The organism is Mesorhizobium sp. Root695, from assembly GCF_001428185.1.
Classification (GTDB): Bacteria; Pseudomonadota; Alphaproteobacteria; order Rhizobiales; family Rhizobiaceae; genus Mesorhizobium.
On the sequence record NZ_LMHO01000012.1, the window covers coordinates 51,092 to 70,098 of the forward strand.

Genomic DNA, 19,007 nt, shown 5'->3' on the forward strand with positions numbered 1-19,007 from the left:
CGGCTGCATGATCAGCCGGGCCTCACTGTTGATGTTCCAGAAGGACGTTTGAATGACGGTGAAGACTGAACAGGGGTTGAACGGAGCGGGCGCGCCAAAAGATGTCCGTCCGATAAAACTTGCCTGCCGCAATGTCTGGAAGCTGTTCGGATCGAACGCGGCCAGTTTCATCCGTGAACGCGACGGCAAGGCCAGCATGGCCGACGTCACCGCTGCCGGGCTGGTAGGTGCGGTGCGCGCCGTCGATCTCGAAATCCGCCAGGGCGAGATCTTCATCATCATGGGCCTGTCGGGCTCCGGCAAGTCGACGCTGGTGCGCTGCATGTCGCGGCTGGTCGAGCCGACCCATGGCAAGGTCGAGTTCGAGGGCAATGACCTGCTGAAAATCTCGGATGCAGCACTCATCGAATTGCGCCGACACCGCATGGGCATGGTCTTCCAGAATTTTGCGCTCTTGCCGCATCTCAATGTGCTGGAGAACATCGCCTTCCCGCTCAGCATCCAGGGGCAGGATCGGCCGACACGCGAGGCACGGGCGCGCGAGGTGATCGAGCTTGTCGGCTTAAGCGGTCGCGAGCATTTCTATCCGCGCGAGCTTTCCGGCGGCCAGCAGCAACGTGTCGGCATCGCACGCAGCCTGGCGACCAAACCGGAAATCTGGTTCCTCGACGAGCCGTTCTCGGCGCTCGACCCGCTGATCCGCCGCGAGATGCAGGACGAGCTGATGCGGCTGCAATCCATGCTGCACAAAACCATCGTCTTCATCACTCATGATTTCGACGAGGCCATCCGGCTGGCCGACCGCATCGCCATCATGAAGGACGGCGAGGTCATCCAGATCGGCACGTCGGAGGAGCTGGTGGTCAATCCGGCGACCGACTACGTGGCCGAGTTCACCCGCGACGTCGACCGCGCCAAGGTGATTTCGGCGCGCAGCCTGATGCGCGCCTGCGACGGCTCGGAGCACGGCGGCACGGTGGCGCCAGGTGCCAAGATCGCCAGCTTCTCAGCCGGTATCGTTGCCGCCAACAAGCCGTTCGCGGTGGTCAACGGCACCGGCAAACCGATCGGCGAGGTGACGCCGCAAGCGGTGATCGATCTGCTGGCCGGCATCGATCGCTCAAGGGCCGGCGCATGACGGTGACGGCAAGCGCCAGCGAGGCAAGGTCGCGGCCGATTCAGATCTGGCTGCTGATCTGGGCGTTCGCGCTTGCCGCCGTGCTTGTCGTGTTCCTGTTGCAGGACCGCCTGCCCTGGGCGGTCAACTATCCGGCCAGCGCCGTCGTGCCGATCGCCGACTGGGTCAGTGCGCTGATGCGCTGGATCAAGTCGAACCTGTCGTGGCTGACCCGCTCGATCACCGCGGTGCTCGGCGTTCCCCTCGATTTCGCGCTCAATCTGCTGGCCAAGAATTTCAAGATCGGTCACGGCACTGATGCCTATGTCCTGCCGCGCCTGTCCTGGGTTGGCGTCTGCGCTGCCGCTTTCCTCGCCGGACATGCCGTTGGCGGCAGAAAACTCAGCCTGCTGGTCGGTGGCTGCTTCCTCTACATCGCCCTGTTCGGCCAATGGACCAGTGCCATGCTGACGCTGGCGCTGATCTCAATCGCCGTGCCGTTCTGCATCGTCACCGGGCTGTTCGCCGGCATCTGGGCGTGGCGCAAGCCGTGGGCGGAAAGGCTCATCGTCTCCCCTGCCCTTGACCTGATGCAGACGATCCCGACCTTCGCCTATCTTATCCCGATGCTGCTGCTGTTCGGCAACAGCCCGGTTTCGGCGATGATCGCGACGGCCATCTTCGCCACGCCGCCGATGGTGCGGGCGACGATGCTGGGGCTGTCGCGGGTGCCGCCCGAGATCGACGATTTCAGCGAAATGGCCGGCTGCACGGCGCGGCAGAAACTGTGGCGGGTGCTGCTACCGTCGGCGCGGTCGACACTGATGATCGGCGTCAACCAGGTCATCATGCTGGCGCTGAATATGGTCATCATCGCCTCGATGATCGGCGCCGGCGGCCTCGGCTACGACGTGCTTCTGGCCCTGCGCGCGCTGAAGGTCGGCGAAGCGATGGAAGCCGGTCTCGCCATCGTGGCGCTGGCCATCGCGCTCGATCGGTTGAGCCAGGCCATCGCGCACAAACAAGCAAAGGGCCATGTCCACCGGGAGATGAGAGCGAGATTCTGGTGGCGCTACCCCAACCTGACGCTGGCCATCGCCATCCTTGTCGTCACAACGCTGCTCGGCCTGTTCGTGCCGGCCTTCGCGGCGGTGCCGAAAGCGATCACCTTCACCACCGCGTCGCTGTGGAAAGCGGCGGTGAACTGGGTGACGGTCAATTTCTTCGACACGATCGAGGCGTTTCGCGTGGCGCTCATCCTGAACGTGCTGAATCCGCTGCGCGCCTTCTGCGAAGGGTTTCCGTGGCTGGGTGCCGTCTTCCTGCTCGGCCTTGCCGGCTATCAGCTCTCCGGCCTGCGGCTGGCGGTATTGGTCGCCACACTGACCGCCTTCTGCGCCGTCACCGGCCTGTGGGAAAAAACCATGGCGACGGTCTATCTCTGCGGCATCTCGGCTTTCATGGCGTGCCTGATCGGCATCCCCATCGGCCTGATGGCCTCACGCAGCGACCGCTTCGAGAAGATCGTCACGCCGGTCATCGATACGCTGCAGGTGCTGCCGTCCTTCTGCTTCATCATTCCGGTGGTGATGCTGTTTAGGGTCGGCGACGTCACCGCGATGATTGCCACCGTCGCCTTCGCGGTGGTGCCGGCCATCCGCTACACCAATCATGGCATCAGGCAGGTGTCGCCGGCGCTGATCGAGGCGGCCAAAGTTTCGGGCTGTACGCCGCGCCAGACCTTCTTTCGCGTGCAATTGCCGCTGGCGCTGCCGGAGATCATGCTGGGCGTCAACCAGACGATCCTGATGGCGCTGGCGATGATCATCATCTGCGCCATGGTTGGCACCCGCGACCTCGGTCAGGAAGTGTTCATCGCGCTGTCCAAGGCCGATTCCGGCCGTGGCATCGTCGCCGGTCTCGCCATCGCCTTCATCGGCATCGTCGCCGACCGGCTGTTCAGCGCCTGGACGGCGAAGGCCAGGGCAAGGCTGGGGTAGGATTCTGCCGAACTCTGCAAAGGAGAGAGTGATGACAAGCCGGACAGCTCGCTGCACCTGTGGTCAATTGCAGATCCACTGCCCGCAAGAGCCGGCCAAGGTCTCGCTTTGCCATTGCCTGGACTGCCAGCGGCGGACCGGCAGTCCGTTCGGGATCGCCGCCTTCTTTGCTGCCGCCGAGACCGAGATCAGCGGCTCATTCCAGTCATACCAACGCGATTCCGACAGCGGCTTTCCCGTCACCTTCCATTTCTGCGGAACGTGCGGCTCGACGGTCTTCTGGTATCCGTCACGGAGACCCGCAGCGGTGGCCGTTGCCGTCGGCTGCTTCGGCGACCCGTCATTCCCGGCGCCGACACAGTCTGTCTACGGCAAGAGTCGTCACGGCTGGGTCGCGGCGCCGGCCTGAGGGTAAGCCGATCCGTCATTCCGCCGCGACGCCCTTCACCTCGAGATAGCTCTCCATCGAATCGTCCAGCGCCTGCAGCCAAGGCGTGTGGTGCAGCGGCGCCATGGTGCCGGTCATCAGCGAGCGGTAGGCGTGGTCGCGGAAGCTCATAATGTCTTCGCCCTTGTGGTGTTCCCACTCCATGAAGGTCTGGTTGACCGCCTCGACGTCGAAGCCGGGATAGTCGGTCTGGTCCATCAATTCCTTGGTGTAGTCGCCCTGGAACCAGATCATCTGCTCGGCGTCTTCCAGCGTCTCCTCGCGCGCGCGCCACTTCGCGCCGTGTTCCGCCATCGCCTCGGCCGAGGGCAGCTTGATGCGGCCCATGATGACGTCACGGGCGAACCAGGCCTGCGCGTCGAACATGTTGAAGGTGTAGAACTGGTCCTGCATGCCGATATAGAACAGCTTCGGATTCTTCTCCCACACCACGCCTTCATAGAGATCCAGCGGCCACATGCGATTGGCGGTCTTGAGCTTGAGGTCGTCGGTGAGGAAAGGGAAGGAATGCAGATACCCGGTGCACAGGATGATGGCGTCGACATCCTTGGTGGTGCCATCCTTGAAATGCGCGGTCTTGCCGACGACCTTCTGCAGCAGCGGCACCTCTTTCCAATTGTCAGGCCATTTGAAGCCCATCGGCTTCGAGCGGTAGCTGGAGGTGATCGATTTAGCGCCGTACTTGTAGCATTGCGAGCCGATGTCCTCGGCCGAATAGGAGCGGCCGATGATCAGGATATCCTTGCCCTTGAACTCCATCGCGTCGCGGAAATCATGGCTGTGCAGGATGCGGCCGTTGAAGGTCGAGAAACCTTCGAAATAGGGCACGTTGGGCACCGAGAAATGCCCGGAAGCGACGACGACATTGTCGAATTCTTCCGAATAGGTGACGTCGTTGGTGCGGTCATGGGCGGTGACAGTGAATTTCTTCGTCGCGTCGGAGAAGGTGACCATGCGCACCGGGCTGTTGAAGCGCACCCATTTGCGCAGGCCGGATTTTTCGACGCGGCCCTTGATGTAGTCCCACAGCACGGCGCGCGGCGGATAGGAGCCGATCGGCCGGCCGAAATGCTCCTCGAAGGTGTAGTCGGCGAATTCCAGGCATTCCTTCGGTCCGTTCGACCAGAGGTAGCGATACATCGAGCCGTGCACCGGATCGCCGTGCTCATCGAGGCCGGTGCGCCAGGTGTAGTTCCACAGGCCGCCCCAATCCGACTGCTTTTCGAAGCACACGATTTCGGGGATGTCGGCGCCCTTGTCGGCCGCCGACTTGAAGGCCCTGAGCTGTGCCAGGCCGGACGGTCCGGCTCCGATGACGGCAACGCGACTTTTCATGGCAGGCCTCCGATCTGAATTGCTCTTACGAAACAAATTTCACTCACAGGGACAGTAATTGGCCCTTTCGTGCTGTCAACAGCCCCGTGCGGAAACAAGGTTCCGCCGTGGTGGATTTCCGGCCAAAACCGAACCCAGAGAAACACCGTATCATGCGCATGCGCTTTCAGGCGACTTGCCGTCCCGGTTGCGCTGCTGTATCGGCACCTGACATGTTCACCTAGAGTGAAATAAATCCGCAGGAGTGCCGGGGGCGACATGGCGAAGAAAACTTCCGATTCCAAGGCTGGTCCCACGGCCGCAAAGGCCAAGCCGCTGCCAAAGGTCTCGGCCGACGGGAAAACCATCCGCGCGCCGCTGACGCAGAACCCGCATGCCATTCGCGACACCCGCGAAAAGGTGCTGGAGGTCGCGATCGGCCGCGAGGTGCGGGCCTTCCGCAAGAAGCTCGGCATCACCGTCGCCGATCTCGCCGTCGCCACCGACATTTCGCTCGGCATGCTGTCGAAGATCGAGAACGGTATCACCTCGCCCTCCCTGACTACGTTGCAGGCGCTGTCGCGGGCACTCGGCGTTCCCGTCACCGCATTCTTCCGCCGCTTCGAGGAGGAGCGCAGCGCCGTCTTCGTCAAGGCGGGCGAAGGCCTCGATGTCGAGCGCCGCGGCACGCGCGCCGGTCACCAGTACAACCTGCTCGGCCATATCGGCTCCAACACCAGCGGCGTCGTCGTCGAACCCTACCTGATCACGCTGACCGAGGATTCCGACGTGTTCCCGACCTTCCAGCATGAGGGCATGGAGTTCCTGTACATGCTCGAAGGCGAGGTCGTTTATCGGCACGGCAGCAACCTCTACCCGATGAAGCCCGGCGACAGCCTGTTCTTCGACGCCGACGCACCGCACGGACCGGAGCAACTGACGCGACTGCCGATGCGCTATCTCTCGATCATCTGCTATCCGCAAAACAGCGCGGGTTAGTCCGGTCCGAACCCCGGGCTCGTCGGACTGCCATCATCCAGCTTCGACAGCCATTCGACTAGCGTCGGCCGATAGCGCGTGAGCCCCTTGTAGGTGGCGAGTTCGTCTGGAAGGTCGCGGATGACGCGATGCAGGCGCCGTGCCCATTTCGGCTGCGTCACCAGTTCGTCCATCTTGATCAGATAGCAGCGGATCGGAAAGACGATGCCGTTCGAGCGCGGCAGCCGCCAGAAGCTCTGCAGTTCGACGCGAAGATGCACCTTGTCGCCGACATTCTCCGGCGTCACCGTGGTGCGGTCCGGACCCCATTTGTGGTAGTTCTCCGGGCTGGTGTCGAGGCGCGGGTTGATGGTCATCGTCCAGTTCAGGCGCCGGGCCGGCTTGCCTTGCTGGATGTTGGTGAGGAATTTCAGCGCCCTGACAAAAATCCCCTTTTCATGCGCCAGTGGTACCGGCGCGTGCCATTCGAAGAAGTTCATGCCGATGTCGAAATCGAGCGACCAGTCGGCCTGGGTGGTGACCATGCCGGCATCCATCCACAGATTGCCGTCACGCTGGTCGAGGATGCAGAAATCGCCCTGGCTCTGCCGCGTGATGTATTCCATCGGCCCGTAAGGCAGCGTCGAGGTGTCGCCGAAGGTGAAGGTGTCGTCGATGCCTAGCGGCCGGTTGATCCAGCGCCAGCGGTCGCCGTCGCGCGTCAGCGTGAAATGCTCGGGATAGCCTGAAGCCTGCTGCTCCATCAAAAGCTCGAGCAGGTCCCAGCCGGCCAGCGTCATGTGCGGCAGCGACTGGCAGCGCAGCGGATCCTCGGCCAGCACCAGCGCGCGGTCCTGCATCTCGGCGACATAGTGCTCGTCGACGTCGATCAGGTTTTCCAGCACGCTGCCCTTCGGGCCGACGACATGCGGCTCGATGTTGACCGCATACATGTAGGCGTCTTCGTGGAACGGAAACGGGAAGCGCTTGATGTGCTCCGGGCTGTTCTTGAAGGTGAAGTCGTCGCGGAACGTTTCCTTGCGAAAGGTGATGCCCATGATTTTCTCCTACCGCTCCAGGACCAGCGACTGGCCTTCGAAGCGCGACACGCACGGCATGATCTTCTTGCCCGAACGGTGCTCTTCCTCGCTCAACCAATGGTCGTTGTGGATGAACTTGCCGTCCGAAGAGATGACGTTGGTTTCGCACTGGCCGCAGACGCCGCCGCGGCAGAGATAGGGCGGATCGACGCCGGCCGCCTCGATCGCTTCCAGCAGGCTCTGCTGCTCATCGACGCGGATCGTCTTGCCGCTGACGGCGAGCGTCACATCGAACGGCAGTCCGGGCTGGGGTGCCGCGAAATGCTCGAAATGCACGGTTTCCGCCGGCCAGCCAAGGCTTGCCGCGCGATCGCGCACCCAGTTGATCATCCCCGCCGGGCCGCAGACATAGAGATGCGTGCCGAGCGGCTGCGTCGACAGCAACCGGTCGAGTTCGATGCGCTCGTCAAGGTCGTCATGATAGAGCCTGACCCGGCGATCGTAGCGTTCGCGCAGCACATCGGCATAGGTGCCGAGCGATGCGGTGCGGCAGGTGTAGTGCAGTTCGAAATTGCCGCCTTCCGCCGCAAGCTGAGCGGTCTGCGCCATGAACGGCGTGATGCCGATGCCGCCGGCCAGCATCAGATGCTTCCTGGCGCGCAGGTCGAGCGAGAACAGATTGACCGGATAGCTGACCACCATCTCCATGCCGGGCTTGACGCTCCGGTGCATGAACAGCGAGCCGCCACGGCCGACATCGTCGCGCCGCACGGAGATCGTGTATTCGCGCGTGTCGAGCGGCGAGCCCATCAGCGAATAGGGATTGAGCCGGGTGCGCTCGCCATCGCGCATCTCGACCACGACATGGGCACCGCCGGAAAAGGTCGGCAAAAGCTCGCCGTCGCGCCGGCGGAAATGGAAGCGGGTGACCAGATCGTTGACCGGGACGACATCGCTGACCACGACATCGAGTTTTGTTGTTCCGGTGCTCATCGAAAAATCTCCTCCATCGGAGGAATCTCTGAGCGATCTTCCGCATTGATGCAGACGCCCTGGAACGCCGCGATGCGCCTGGAATAGTGATCGCGCACCAGCAGCAGCAGGCCGCAATGCGCACAGGTCGCCGGCTGCGTGGTCACGTTCTCGGTGATGCCCTTGCAGTGGACGCATTGCATGCGCCGCGCCAGCGAACCGCGGTGCTCGGTCTGTATCGAGGTGTGGTCGATGCCGGTTTCCAGCGCCACCTGCATCGCTTGGCCGATCAGGCCCTCGGTGCCCGAGAGATAGAGGCGCACGCCCATATGCGCGTTGGCGAGTGTCTGCCTGAGCCGTGGCAGCAGGCTGGCGAAGGACGGCGCCTGATGAAACTGCGCCGGTTTCAGCGCTTCGAGCGCGGCGATGTGTTTGCCGTCAGGCCCGGGAATGAAGACGATTTCGGCGTCGTCGAAAAACCCGGGCGGCGCCCTCTCGGCCATCTCCGCTATCGCCAGCGCCCCTTCCGCATCCGCGATAAAAAGATGCTGTTTGCCGGGTTGCGGAGACAAGGTTCCGTAAACGGGCCGGCTGATGATACTTTTGGCTGCCATTTAAGTCTTCGTGCCTCAAACCCCTCGCCGTTGACTATGCCTCAACCTTTCGCCGTGCGCTTGGCCTTCTTGGGATCGTCGAAGGGAAGTGGCTGAGCGGTGGCCTTGATGGCACCGCTCTTGTTGCGGATTTCGAGCTTGGTGTCCTTGACCGCACAATCGACGTCGAGCCGGGCGATGCCCATCGATTTCTTGACCAGCGGCGAATACATGGCGCAGGTCACCACGCCCACCTTCTTGCCGTCGCGATAGACCAGCGCGCCCTCATCGGCCGGCTCCTTGCCGTCCAGCAGAACGCCATAAATCTTGAAGCGCTCCTTGCCCTTCAGGCGGTAATGCTCCTCGGCGCCCCGGAACCCCGTCTTGCCGGGGCTGACGGTGAAGTCGAGGCCGAGTTCCCACAGCGTGTCGCCGGGGCCTTCATTGTCGAACGGGTATTTCTGCGAATTGTCGTAGGGATAAAACAAGAGGTAGCTTTCGACGCGCAGCATGTCGAGCGTGGTGAAGCGGCATGGAATGATGCCGGCGCTCTTGCCCTCGTCGAGAATCCTGTCCCAGATCGTGCCGGCATCCTGGCCGCGGCAGAAGATCTCGTAGCCGCGTTCGCCGGTATAGCCGGTGCGCGAGATCATGACGGGCAAGCCGAACAGCTGCGTCTGCATGTGGTGGAAATAGTTGAGGTCGCGGATACCCGGCACGTGCCGGGCGAGATAGTCGACCGCTGTCGGACCCTGCAGCGACAAATCGTGCAGATTGTCGTCGAAGCGCACCGAGACATCCCGCCCCATCGCTGCCCGCTGCAACTCCTCATGGCCGGTGCCGGAGCCATGCACGACCATCCATGCATTGGGGCCGGTGCGGTAGAGGATGCAATCGTCGGTGAATTTCCCCGCCTCATTCAGCATGCAGGCATAGGCCGACTTGCCGGGGTAGATCTTTTCGACATCGCGCGTCGTCGCCAGGTCGATCAGGTGTGAAGCATGCGGCCCGGTGATGTGGACCTTCTTGAGGCCGGAGACATCCATCAGGCCGGCCTTGGTGCGGATGGCAATGTACTCCTCGTCGGCATCCTTGTCGTAGGTCCAGGCAGTTCCCATGCCGCTCCAGTCTTCGAGCTTCGAACCGAGCGCGCGATGGCGATCCGCCAGGGTCGAAAATCTCCAGGATGCCGTCATCCGCTCGTCCTCCGTTTCGAAAATTCTTTAGCTGTTCCCTGCCCCCTGCGCAGCGGCGGGAGCTTTGGCCGAATATTGACCGCAAACCTCCGGGTGCCGCAATCCCCATAAGCAATTAATTTCATTGTCAGGCAAAATCAGCCGCGCGAAGCAAACAGTTAACCCAACGTAAATCGCGCTTGACAATTGCGGAATTCGGACTGAATTTATGAAAAAAATTTCACTCTCTTGAAAGAGGGCAACGGGCGGCCAATTCGGGGTCGAGCGTTGGAAAAAGGGGAAAGCCGATGTCAGACATGCAGCAGCGCATCGAAGCGCTGTATCGTTCCGACGTGCGCGGATCCGCGCTCCTGATCGTTTGCCTGTGGGCGACGATCCTCTTCGTCCTCCTGATGACATGGCCCTACATCCCGCACGGCGGCATCAAGGCCGTGGTCGCGATCGCCGCCGCTGCAGTGCTGATCTTCAACACGGCCGCGATCCTGGCGATGGTCAAGCACTACAAGGAAGACAAGGAGTTCATCTACGGGCTCGATATCAAGAACGCCGACGCGTTCCGCAACCGCAAGTCCTGAGGGGTAGAAGAGATGTCCCGCTACACGCCACCGGAGCAGAGCAAGGCCGGGCAGGTTTTCGACATCGCCGTCGTCGTGGTCGCCATTTTCGTGGCGCTGTGGCTGCCGCTCAAGCTGGGCCTTGCCGGTGCGGCGAAATCCATCGACGCGCTCGACGCCAAGACGTGGGAAGCGCTCGGCCAGAACCCGACGATGGCCTCGATCTGGGAAAAGCTCGGCTACACGCCCGAGACCGCGCACGACATCATCCAGAACCGCTTCCACTATGTCATCGACTGGCCGACGCTGGTCATCATGGCCGCGGTGCTGATCGGCTATTTCGTCTTCCTGTTCCGCGCATCCGACCGCGAATATCGCGACGTCATCAACGAAAAATTCGACGACAAGTAATCGAGGGACGCACCATGTGGACGCTACTCTCCTATGCATGCTGGGGCATCTCGATCGTGCTTGCCCTGTGGATGCTCTATGACTGGTTCAAGGTCGACACGACCTTTTCCGAGGAGGTGCTGACCTCATCGCGCGAAGGCGAGCTTGAAGCCGCTTCCGAAAAACACCGGATCTGAGTGGGGATTGAACAATGACGGTCACACTTGAACCGGCAATTCACGGGGACAGGGTTTCACTGCTGCGCGTGCTTGGCCCCGCCCATGTCTGGGCACTCGGCGTCGGCATCGTTCTGGTCGGCGAATTCACCGGCTGGAACTTTGCCGCCGACAAGGGTGGTGCGCTGGCAGCACTGATCGTCTGCTGGGTCGTCGGATTGCTCTACACCTCGGTCGCGATGATCGATTCCGAGGTCACATCGACCGTCGCCGCCGCAGGCGGCCAATATGCGCAGGCCAAGCACATCGTCGGGCCGCTGATGGCGTTCAACGTCGCTCTGTTCCTGGTCTTTGCCTACACCATGCTCGAAGTGTCCGACGCCATCCTGCTCGGCGATACGATCGTCGCCAAGGCGGGGGTCGAAGGGCTCACCCACAATTCCTTCATCGCCGCCACCATCGTCGTGCTGGCGTGGCTGAACTATCGCGGCGTGCTGATGACGCTCAACGTCAACTTCGTCATCACCGCGATCGCCTATATCTCGATCGTCATCCTGTTCTTTTCGGTCAGCCCGTGGACGCAAGGCGCGGTGCTGAAGCTGAACGAGCTGGTCACTCCCGGCAATGCGCTCCCCTATGGCTGGATAGGCGTCATCGCCGCCTTCCAGTTCGGCATCTGGTACTATCTCGGCATCGAGGGCACCACGCAGGCCGCCGAGGAAGTGCGCTCGCCCGCCCGTTCGCTGCCCTACGGCACCATGGCCGGCATGATCACGCTTTTGATCGCCGCCGCCATGACCTGGTATGTCTGCGCCTCGATGATGCCGTGGGAATATCTTGGCATCACCTATTACCCGCTGTGGGACGCGGGCAAGCTTACCGGCAGCCCGCTGCTCGAGAACCTGCTGTTCGTCGCGACGCTGCTTGCCGCACTGGCGTCGGCCAATGGCTGCATCAACGATGCGGCGCGTGCCTGGTTCTCGCTCGGTCGCGACCGCTATCTGCCGACATGGTTCTCGGCTGTGCATCCGAGATATCGCACGCCCTATCGTTCGATCCTGTTCCTGCTGCCGATCGCGCTAGCCTTCGCCTTCATCGCCGACCTCAACCAGGCGATCACCTTCTCGATCCTGTCAGGCGTGCTGCAATACACCTTCATGAGCATCAACATCATCATGTTCAGGAAGAAGTGGCCGCTCGGCTCCATCCGGCGCGGCTACACGCACCCCTTTCATCCGATCCCGGCCATCGTGCTGTTCAGCCTGTGTGTGGTGACCTTCTTCGCCATCTTCCTCGGCTTCGGCTCGCAACTGATCGCCATGGTCGCCTTCTATTTCCTGATCTCCCTGTGGTTCCATTTCTATCGCTACAAATTCGTGCGGCGCGGCGACCAATTCACCATGCCGTGGCCAAAGCCGCAGGGCTATTGATGGGAGTAGGCCCGTTCGGATCCCGGGCGGGCCTGGCGTGAGAAAATGTCCGAGGTGACATCAGCACTGCTGGCCGGGGCCATTGTCCTGGCTCTCGTCCTTCACCTTGCCTGGCAGGCGCGTGTCAGCCGCAGCAGGGCCTCGATGGCGCTCGCCGTCGAGCAGGGCCGCATCCGCACAGTCATCGCCGACGCTGCCAATGTTTCGGACGGCACCGCCGGCGTCATCACCTGGGAAGGATCGTGGAACAGCCAACGCGTCCAGGTGCGCACCATCGTCGATACGCTGGCGACGCGGAAACTGCCGGCGCGCTGGCTCAGTGTTTCGATCACCGAAGAGGTCGCGGTGCCAGCGACGTTCGACATGATGATGCGGCCGGGCTCGCCGACGAGCTTCTCCAATTTCGATCATCTAGAGCATACGCTGCCCAAAGCTCCGGGATTTCCTGCCGAGGCGGTGCTGCGCACCGACCGCAGGGTGGCGCGCTTCCCACAAGGCCTCATCGCCAGCCATATCGAGATCTTTGCTGAAGGGCGCGCCAAGGAAATGCTGATCACGCCCAAGGGTATACGTATCGTCTGGCTGCTGGCCGAGGCCGATCGGGCGCGCTATGGCGTTTTCCGGCAGGCCGAATTTGGCGACGCCACACTCGATGCCGCGCTGATCGAGAGACTGCTGGTGTCGGTGTCGGCGCTTCGCGACGCCATCAACAAAAGCGAACGGCAGGCCGCATGACCAGTTCCATCCCTGCACCCACCAACCCCTATCTGGTTCTCGGCGCGGCAATCGTGCTGCCGGTAAGCGGGCACGTCATGCTGGGCGTACCGGTGCGCGGCCTGCAGTTCCTCTTCTTCATGGTGATCCTGGCATGGGTCACAGCCAAGATCGCGCCGACAGACGCCAGCTTTGTCGGTCGTCACGCCGGCGGCTTCCTCATCTATGCCTTGTCGATTCTCGACGCTTACAAGATCGCCCGCATTCGCACCGCCAAATGGGTTCACAATGCCCGGCGAGACGGCGACAGTGCGCAGAGCGGCATTGGGCCGCACGCGTAACTAGAGGAAAATTTTTTTCATTTGATTGAATTTATGGGACTCATTCGATACATCATCTCTTAGCTACAAACGCCGGGAGGCTGACATGTGTGGAATTGTCGGATTGTTTTTGAAGGACAAGTCGCTGGAACCCCAGCTTGGTGCGATGCTGTCGCAGATGCTGATCTCGCTCAGCGATCGTGGACCGGACAGCGCCGGCATTGCCATCTATGGCGCGCCGTCCAAAAATGAGGCCAAGATCACCATCCAGTCAGCCAAGCCCGACCGCGATTTCCGCGGTCTCGAGGCGGAGCTCGCCAAGGCCATTGGCACGCCGGTGACGATCGCGGTGAAATCCACCCATGCGGTCGTCAAGACCACGCCCGCCAAGATCGATGAGGCGCGCAAAGCCATCCAGGCGCTGCGCCCCGACATCCGCATCATGGGCGCTGGCGACGTTGTCGAAATCTACAAGGAAGTCGGCCTGCCCGAGGCGGTCGTCGATCGCTTCGATGTCCGCAAGATGACCGGCACGCATGGCATCGGCCACACCCGCATGGCAACGGAATCGGCGGTCACGACGATGGGCGCGCATCCGTTCTCGACCGGCGCCGACCAGTGCCTGGTGCACAATGGTTCGCTGTCCAACCACAACAATGTCCGCCGCGAGCTGATCCGCGAAGGCATGACCTTCGAGACCGAGAACGACACCGAGGTCGCGGCCGCCTATCTCTCGTCGCAGATGGCGCATGGCAAGAATCTCGGCGAGGCGCTGGAAGGCACGCTCTCCGATCTCGACGGCTTCTTCACCTTCGTCGTCGGCACCAAGAACGGCTTCGGCGTGGTGCGCGACCCGATCGCCTGCAAGCCCGCCGTGATGGCCGAAACCGACCAGTATGTCGCCTTCGGCTCGGAATATCGCGCGCTGACCAAACTGCCCGGCATAGACAATGCGAGGGTCTGGGAACCCGAGCCCGCAACCGTCTATTTCTGGGAGCATTGAGTTCATGCCGGCAACCAAGCTTTCAAGGACGGCGGCGCACGACCCTCGGGTCTTCGATCTCGACCACCAGTCGCTGCGCGAGCTCAATCAGGCGCTGCACAATCTGGCGCCCGGCTCGAACGAAACGGCATGGGAAGTGCTGAACCCGAAAGGCAGTCATTCGGTCGCCGTCGGCGTCGACCAACCTGTTGCCATCGATGTGCGTGGCAGCGTCGGCTATTACTGCGGCGGCATGAATTCCGGCAGCACCATCACCGTGCATGGTTCGGCAGGCCCAGGCGTCGGCGAGAACATGATGTCGGGCTCGATCACCATCAAAGGCGACGCCAGCCAATATGCCGGCGCCACGGGCAAAGGCGGCCTGCTGGTCATCGAAGGCAACGCCTCGTCGCGCTGCGGCATTTCGATGAAGGGCATCGACATTGTCGTGTACGGCAATATCGGCCACATGTCGGCCTTCATGGCGCAATCGGGCAATCTGGTGGTGCTGGGCGATGCCGGCGACGCGCTGGGCGATTCCATCTACGAGGCGCGGCTGTTCGTGCGCGGCAAGGTCGACAGCCTGGGTGCCGACTGCATCGCCAAGGAGATGCGGCCCGAGCATCTGGAATTGCTGCAAGGCCTGCTCGACCGCGCCGGCGTCACCGGCGTCAAGCCGTCGGAGTTCAAGCGCTACGGCTCGGCGCGCACGCTCTACAATTTCAATATCGACAACGCCGACGCGTATTGAGGCAGCATGACCTACAAGAACCCGCCGACGACGCCGCGCAAATCCGCGACCTTCGACGACTATACGCTTTCCGAAATCCGCCGCGCCGCGGCGACCGGCATCTATGACATCCGTGGCGGCGGCGCCAAGCGCAAACTGCCCCATTTCGACGACCTTCTGTTCCTCGGCGCCTCGATCTCGCGCTATCCGCTCGAAGGCTATCGCGAGCGCTGCGACACCAGCGTCGTGCTGGGCTCGCGTCACGCCAAGAAGCCGATCGAGCTGAAGATCCCGATCACCATCGCCGGGATGAGCTTTGGATCGTTGTCCGGCCCTGCCAAGGAAGCACTCGGACGCGGCGCGACGCTAGCCGGCACCTCGACCACCACGGGGGACGGCGGCATGACCGAGGAGGAGCGCGGCCATTCCAAGCAGCTGGTCTATCAATACCTGCCGTCGCGCTATGGCATGAACCCGCGCGATTTGCGCCGGGCCGATGCGATCGAAGTCGTCGTCGGCCAGGGCGCCAAGCCCGGCGGCGGCGGCATGCTGCTTGGCCAGAAGATCTCCGACCGTGTCGCCGAAATGCGCACGCTGCCGAAAGGCATCGACCAGCGCTCGGCATCGCGCCACCCTGACTGGACTGGGCCCGACGATCTCGAGATCAAGATCCTCGAACTGCGCGAAATCACCGACTGGGAAAAGCCGATCTACGTCAAGGTCGGCGGCGCCCGGCCCTACTACGACACCGCGCTTGCGGTGAAGGCCGGCGCCGATGTCGTCGTCGTCGACGGCATGCAGGGCGGCACCGCCGCGACCCAGGAAGTGTTCATCGAAAATGTCGGCCAGCCGACGCTTGCCTGCATCCGGCCGGCGGTGCAGGCGCTGCAGGATCTCGGCATGCACCGCAAGGTGCAGCTGATCGTCTCCGGCGGCATCCGCAACGGCGCGGACGTCGCCAAGGCCCTGGCGCTGGGCGTCGACGCGGTCTCGATCGGCACGGCTGCCCTTGTCGCGCTCGGCGACAACGATCCCCGCTGGGAGGCGGAATACAACGAGCTCGGCACCACGGCCGGCGCCTATGACGACTGGCACGAGGGCCGCGACCCCGCGGGCATCACCACGCAGGACCCCGAATTGATGAAACGGCTCGACCCGATTGCCGCCGGACGCCGGCTGGCGAACTTCCTCAAAGTGATGACGCTGGAAGCGCAGACGATCGCTCGCGCCTGCGGCAAGAACAGCCTGCACAATCTCGAACCCGAGGACCTCGTCGCGCTGACGATCGAGGCAGCCGCCATGGCCGGCGTACCGCTGGCCGGCACCAACTGGATACCGGGGAAAAACGGCTTCTAGAGCATGATCCCGAAAAGTGGAATCCGGTTTTCGGAAAAGATCATGCTCCAGCAAAGAGACACAACAGCTTCCAAAATACCATAAGCGAGGAACTATAATGGGGAACAATCTCGCCGCATTCGCCAAAGAGAACGGCGTCAAATATTTCATGATTTCCTACACTGACCTGTTCAGTGGCCAGCGTGCCAAGCTGGTGCCGGCACAGGCAATCGCCGACATGCAGAAGGACGGTGCCGGCTTTGCCGGCTTCGCCACCTGGCTGGACCTGACGCCCGCACATCCAGACATGTTGGCGGTACCGGATCCGGATTCGGTCATCCAGCTGCCGTGGAAGCCGGAGGTCGCCTGGGTCGCCGCCAACTGCATCATGGACGACAAGGAGGTCGACCAGGCACCGCGCAACACGCTGAAGCGGCTGATCGCGGAGGCCGCCAGTGACGGCATGCATGTCAAGACCGGCGTCGAGGCCGAGTTCTTCCTGATCTCGCCCGACGGCAAGACGATTTCCGACGAATACGACACCGCCTCAAAACCCTGCTACGACCAGCAAGCGGTGATGCGCCGCTACGACGTTATCGCCGAGATCTGCGACCACATGCTGGCGCTCGGCTGGGGCGCCTACCAGAACGACCACGAGGACGCCAACGGCCAGTTCGAGATGAACTGGGCCTTCGACGACGCGCTGGCGACCGCCGACAAGCACTCGTTCTTCAAGTTCATGGTCAAGTCGATCGCGGAAAAGCATGGCCTGCGCGCGACCTTCATGCCCAAACCCTTCCAGGGCCTGACCGGGAATGGCTGCCATGCCCATATCTCGGTCTGGGACAAAGCCGGCAAGACCAACGTGTTCGCCGACAATTCGATGGAACTCGGTCTCTCGGCCAAGGGCAGGAATTTCCTCGGCGGCATCATGAAGCATGCCTCCGCGCTGGCCGCGATCACCAACCCGACGGTGAATTCCTACAAGCGCATCAACGCGCCGCGCACCATCTCGGGCGCGACCTGGGCGCCGAACACGGTGACCTGGACCGGCAACAACCGCACCCACATGGTGCGCGTGCCCGGCCCCGGCCGCTTCGAGCTGCGCCTGCCGGATGGTGCGGCGAACCCGTATCTCCTGCAGGCTGTGATCATCGCGGCCGGCCTCGACGGCATCCGCTCGAAGGCCGATCCCGGCAAGCGCTACGACATCGACATGTACCAGCACGGCCATACGGTGAAGGGCGCGCCGAGGCTGCCGCTCAACCTGCTCGACGCGTTGCGCGAGTTCGACAAGGACAAATCGCTCAAGGCGGCGCTGGGTGAGGAATTCTCGTCGGCCTACCTAAAGCTGAAGCACCAGGAATGGAATTCCTATGCTTCGCACTTCACGCAATGGGAGCGCGACCACACGCTGGATATCTGACCACCAGCGCGACGCGAGCGACCTCGGAATGAACTGATGAAATATTCGATCTTTTCGCTCGCCCGCGCCGCCTTGTCCGGCCACAAGAACTGGCAACGCACCTGGCGCGACGCCACGCCGAAGGACCGCTACGACGTGGTGATCATCGGCGGTGGCGGCCACGGGCTGGCCACTGCCTGGTTCCTGGCCAGCGAGTACGGCATCAAGAATGTCGCCGTGCTCGAAAAGGGCTGGATCGGCTCCGGCAATGCCGGCCGCAACACCACCATCATCCGCTCCAATTACGGTCTTCCCGGCAATACCGGCTTCTACGAACTGTCGATGAAGCTGTGGGAGCGGATGGAGCAGGACCTCAACTACAACACGATGGTCAGCCAGCGCGGCGTCATCAACCTCTACCACTCCGACGCGCAGCGCGACGCCTATGCGCGGCGCGGCAACACCATGCGCATCAACGGCATTGACGCCGAACTGCTCGACCTCGCCGCGGTCAGGAAGATGATACCGTTCCTGAACTTCGACAATGCGCGCTTCCCCGTGCAAGGCGGGCTCTTGCAGCGGCGCGGCGGCACGGCGCGGCATGACGCCGTTGTCTGGGGTTACGCGCACGCGGCGAGCGCACTCGGCGTCGACATCATTCAGAATTGCGAAGTCACCGGTTTCACCTGCGACGCCAAAGGCAAGGTGACCGGCGTCGAGACATCGCGCGGCAAGATCGGCGCCGGCAAGGTCGGCATGGCCGTTGCCGGAAGTTCGTCGCGCGTCGCGGCGATGGCCGGCCTGCGCCTGCCGATCGAAAGCCATGTGCTGCAGGCCTTCGTCTCCGAGGCGATCAAGCCGCTTATCCCTGGCGTCATGACCTTCGGCGCCGGCCATTTCTATGTCAGCCAGTCCGACAAGGGCGGGCTGGTCTTCGGCGGCGATATTGACGGCTACAACTCCTACGCCCAGCGCGGCAACATGCCTGTGATGGAGGACGTCTGCGAGGGCGGCATGGCGCTGATGCCGATGATCGGCCGCGTGCGCCTTCTGCGCCAGTGGGGCGGCATCATGGACATGTCGATGGACGGCTCGCCGATCATCGACAAGACGCCGGTTGACGGGCTCTATATCAACGCCGGCTGGTGCTATGGCGGCTTCAAGGCGACACCAGGATCCGGCTTTGTCTTTGCCCACCTTCTGGCCCGTGATGTGCCGCACGAAGAGGCTGCACGGTTCCGCCTCGATCGGTTCCGGCGCGGTGCGATGATCGACGAAAAGGGCCAGGGCGCCCAACCGAACCTGCATTGAAG

The 19,007-nt window shown here is 62.6% G+C and carries 20 protein-coding genes; 15 read left to right on the forward strand and 5 right to left on the reverse strand.

The window, feature by feature from the left end:
* The first annotated feature begins 52 nt into the window (after positions 1-52).
* From ASD99_RS13370 to ASD99_RS13380, 3 genes are read left to right on the forward strand one after another with little or no spacing between them, the layout of a single operon-like run.
* Complete coding sequence (locus ASD99_RS13370) at positions 53-1,138, forward strand: quaternary amine ABC transporter ATP-binding protein (protein ID WP_057143926.1); 1,086 nt, start codon at positions 53-55, stop codon at positions 1,136-1,138.
* On the forward strand, positions 1,135-3,117 hold the full coding sequence (locus tag ASD99_RS13375; RefSeq protein WP_057143927.1) for an ABC transporter permease: 1,983 nt from the start codon (positions 1,135-1,137) through the stop codon (positions 3,115-3,117). Before ASD99_RS13370 ends, ASD99_RS13375 begins: the two co-directional genes overlap by 4 nt.
* Positions 3,118-3,148: 31 nt before the next feature.
* Positions 3,149-3,526 carry a GFA family protein gene (locus ASD99_RS13380; RefSeq protein ID WP_057143928.1) on the forward strand — a complete coding sequence of 126 codons (378 nt, stop codon included), beginning with the start codon at positions 3,149-3,151 and terminating at the stop codon, positions 3,524-3,526.
* A gap of 15 nt (positions 3,527-3,541) precedes the next feature.
* Here ASD99_RS13380 and ASD99_RS13385 read toward each other — a convergent pair whose 3' ends face one another.
* Positions 3,542-4,900, reverse strand: a complete 1,359-nt coding sequence (locus tag ASD99_RS13385; protein WP_057143929.1) for an NAD(P)-binding domain-containing protein — start codon at positions 4,898-4,900, stop codon at positions 3,542-3,544.
* Between the two features lie 258 nt (positions 4,901-5,158).
* Here ASD99_RS13385 and ASD99_RS13390 point away from each other — a divergent pair, with 258 nt between their 5' ends.
* A complete protein-coding gene (locus tag ASD99_RS13390) occupies positions 5,159-5,878 on the forward strand; it encodes a helix-turn-helix domain-containing protein (protein ID WP_056581322.1) in 720 nt (239 codons plus the stop codon).
* On the opposite strand, the gene ASD99_RS13395 is transcribed toward ASD99_RS13390, so the two are convergent.
* From ASD99_RS13395 to ASD99_RS13410, 4 genes are read right to left on the reverse strand one after another with little or no spacing between them, the layout of a single operon-like run.
* Positions 5,875-6,915 carry a heme-dependent oxidative N-demethylase family protein gene (locus ASD99_RS13395; RefSeq protein ID WP_056581326.1) on the reverse strand — a complete coding sequence of 347 codons (1,041 nt, stop codon included), beginning with the start codon at positions 6,913-6,915 and terminating at the stop codon, positions 5,875-5,877. The genes ASD99_RS13390 and ASD99_RS13395 overlap by 4 nt on opposite strands.
* Before the next feature lie 9 nt (positions 6,916-6,924).
* Positions 6,925-7,890 carry a PDR/VanB family oxidoreductase gene (locus ASD99_RS13400; protein ID WP_056581330.1) on the reverse strand — a complete coding sequence of 322 codons (966 nt, stop codon included), beginning with the start codon at positions 7,888-7,890 and terminating at the stop codon, positions 6,925-6,927.
* Positions 7,887-8,483, reverse strand: a complete 597-nt coding sequence (locus ASD99_RS13405; protein WP_056581333.1) for a dimethylamine monooxygenase subunit DmmA family protein — start codon at positions 8,481-8,483, stop codon at positions 7,887-7,889. The genes ASD99_RS13400 and ASD99_RS13405 overlap by 4 nt, the downstream gene beginning before the upstream one ends.
* 41 nt (positions 8,484-8,524) lie before the next feature.
* A complete protein-coding gene (locus ASD99_RS13410) occupies positions 8,525-9,658 on the reverse strand; it encodes an aminomethyltransferase family protein (protein WP_057143930.1) in 1,134 nt (377 codons plus the stop codon).
* 287 nt (positions 9,659-9,945) lie between these two features.
* Between ASD99_RS13410 and ASD99_RS13415 the strand changes: the two genes are divergently transcribed.
* The 11 genes from ASD99_RS13415 (at position 9,946) to ASD99_RS13460 (ending at position 19,005) form a co-directional block, all read left to right on the forward strand.
* Complete coding sequence (locus ASD99_RS13415; RefSeq protein WP_056581339.1) at positions 9,946-10,233, forward strand: hypothetical protein; 288 nt, start codon at positions 9,946-9,948, stop codon at positions 10,231-10,233.
* Between the two features lie 12 nt (positions 10,234-10,245).
* Positions 10,246-10,623, forward strand: coding sequence for a hypothetical protein (locus tag ASD99_RS13420; RefSeq protein ID WP_056581341.1), 378 nt, complete (start codon positions 10,246-10,248; stop codon positions 10,621-10,623).
* A gap of 14 nt (positions 10,624-10,637) precedes the next feature.
* On the forward strand, positions 10,638-10,799 hold the full coding sequence (locus tag ASD99_RS34080) for a hypothetical protein (RefSeq protein ID WP_082525195.1): 162 nt from the start codon (positions 10,638-10,640) through the stop codon (positions 10,797-10,799).
* Positions 10,800-10,813: 14 nt separating this feature from the next.
* Positions 10,814-12,208 carry an APC family permease gene (locus ASD99_RS13425; RefSeq protein WP_056581344.1) on the forward strand — a complete coding sequence of 465 codons (1,395 nt, stop codon included), beginning with the start codon at positions 10,814-10,816 and terminating at the stop codon, positions 12,206-12,208.
* Between the two features lie 45 nt (positions 12,209-12,253).
* The gene (locus tag ASD99_RS13430; protein WP_057143931.1) at positions 12,254-12,943 is read left to right on the forward strand and encodes a hypothetical protein; all 690 of its coding nucleotides are present in this window, start codon (positions 12,254-12,256) and stop codon (positions 12,941-12,943) included.
* A complete protein-coding gene (locus tag ASD99_RS13435) occupies positions 12,940-13,263 on the forward strand; it encodes a hypothetical protein (RefSeq protein WP_056581350.1) in 324 nt (107 codons plus the stop codon). Before ASD99_RS13430 ends, ASD99_RS13435 begins: the two co-directional genes overlap by 4 nt.
* Positions 13,264-13,348: 85 nt before the next feature.
* Positions 13,349-14,245 carry a class II glutamine amidotransferase gene (locus tag ASD99_RS13440; protein ID WP_057143932.1) on the forward strand — a complete coding sequence of 299 codons (897 nt, stop codon included), beginning with the start codon at positions 13,349-13,351 and terminating at the stop codon, positions 14,243-14,245.
* A gap of 4 nt (positions 14,246-14,249) precedes the next feature.
* Positions 14,250-14,975, forward strand: a complete 726-nt coding sequence (locus ASD99_RS13445; RefSeq protein WP_057143933.1) for a GXGXG domain-containing protein — start codon at positions 14,250-14,252, stop codon at positions 14,973-14,975.
* A 6-nt stretch (positions 14,976-14,981) separates the two neighbouring features.
* Positions 14,982-16,310: an FMN-binding glutamate synthase family protein gene (locus ASD99_RS13450; protein WP_056581359.1), complete on the forward strand. Its 1,329-nt coding sequence runs from the start codon at positions 14,982-14,984 to the stop codon at positions 16,308-16,310.
* Between the two features lie 97 nt (positions 16,311-16,407).
* Complete coding sequence (gene glnT / locus ASD99_RS13455) at positions 16,408-17,715, forward strand: type III glutamate--ammonia ligase (RefSeq protein ID WP_057143934.1); 1,308 nt, start codon at positions 16,408-16,410, stop codon at positions 17,713-17,715.
* Between the two features lie 36 nt (positions 17,716-17,751).
* Positions 17,752-19,005 (forward strand): sarcosine oxidase subunit beta family protein, encoded by a 1,254-nt coding sequence (locus tag ASD99_RS13460; protein WP_056581365.1) that lies wholly within the window; start codon positions 17,752-17,754, stop codon positions 19,003-19,005.
* Positions 19,006-19,007: the final 2 nt, after the last annotated feature.

Excerpts from the sequence above, each read along its gene's own strand:
- ASD99_RS13370 (WP_057143926.1), top strand. The coding sequence starts at position 53 with ATGACGGTGAAGACTGAACAGGGGTTGAACGGAGCGGGCGCGCCAAAA.
- ASD99_RS13375 (WP_057143927.1), top strand. The coding sequence starts at position 1,135 with ATGACGGTGACGGCAAGCGCCAGCGAGGCAAGGTCGCGGCCGATTCAG.
- ASD99_RS13380 (WP_057143928.1), top strand. The coding sequence starts at position 3,149 with ATGACAAGCCGGACAGCTCGCTGCACCTGTGGTCAATTGCAGATCCAC.
- ASD99_RS13385 (WP_057143929.1), bottom strand. The coding sequence starts at position 4,900 with ATGAAAAGTCGCGTTGCCGTCATCGGAGCCGGACCGTCCGGCCTGGCA.
- ASD99_RS13390 (WP_056581322.1), top strand. The coding sequence starts at position 5,159 with ATGGCGAAGAAAACTTCCGATTCCAAGGCTGGTCCCACGGCCGCAAAG.
- ASD99_RS13395 (WP_056581326.1), bottom strand. The coding sequence starts at position 6,915 with ATGGGCATCACCTTTCGCAAGGAAACGTTCCGCGACGACTTCACCTTC.
- ASD99_RS13400 (WP_056581330.1), bottom strand. The coding sequence starts at position 7,890 with ATGAGCACCGGAACAACAAAACTCGATGTCGTGGTCAGCGATGTCGTC.
- ASD99_RS13405 (WP_056581333.1), bottom strand. The coding sequence starts at position 8,483 with ATGGCAGCCAAAAGTATCATCAGCCGGCCCGTTTACGGAACCTTGTCT.
- ASD99_RS13410 (WP_057143930.1), bottom strand. The coding sequence starts at position 9,658 with ATGACGGCATCCTGGAGATTTTCGACCCTGGCGGATCGCCATCGCGCG.
- ASD99_RS13415 (WP_056581339.1), top strand. The coding sequence starts at position 9,946 with ATGTCAGACATGCAGCAGCGCATCGAAGCGCTGTATCGTTCCGACGTG.
- ASD99_RS13420 (WP_056581341.1), top strand. The coding sequence starts at position 10,246 with ATGTCCCGCTACACGCCACCGGAGCAGAGCAAGGCCGGGCAGGTTTTC.
- ASD99_RS34080 (WP_082525195.1), top strand. The coding sequence starts at position 10,638 with ATGTGGACGCTACTCTCCTATGCATGCTGGGGCATCTCGATCGTGCTT.
- ASD99_RS13425 (WP_056581344.1), top strand. The coding sequence starts at position 10,814 with ATGACGGTCACACTTGAACCGGCAATTCACGGGGACAGGGTTTCACTG.
- ASD99_RS13430 (WP_057143931.1), top strand. The coding sequence starts at position 12,254 with ATGTCCGAGGTGACATCAGCACTGCTGGCCGGGGCCATTGTCCTGGCT.
- ASD99_RS13435 (WP_056581350.1), top strand. The coding sequence starts at position 12,940 with ATGACCAGTTCCATCCCTGCACCCACCAACCCCTATCTGGTTCTCGGC.
- ASD99_RS13440 (WP_057143932.1), top strand. The coding sequence starts at position 13,349 with ATGTGTGGAATTGTCGGATTGTTTTTGAAGGACAAGTCGCTGGAACCC.
- ASD99_RS13445 (WP_057143933.1), top strand. The coding sequence starts at position 14,250 with ATGCCGGCAACCAAGCTTTCAAGGACGGCGGCGCACGACCCTCGGGTC.
- ASD99_RS13450 (WP_056581359.1), top strand. The coding sequence starts at position 14,982 with ATGACCTACAAGAACCCGCCGACGACGCCGCGCAAATCCGCGACCTTC.
- glnT (WP_057143934.1), top strand. The coding sequence starts at position 16,408 with ATGGGGAACAATCTCGCCGCATTCGCCAAAGAGAACGGCGTCAAATAT.
- ASD99_RS13460 (WP_056581365.1), top strand. The coding sequence starts at position 17,752 with ATGAAATATTCGATCTTTTCGCTCGCCCGCGCCGCCTTGTCCGGCCAC.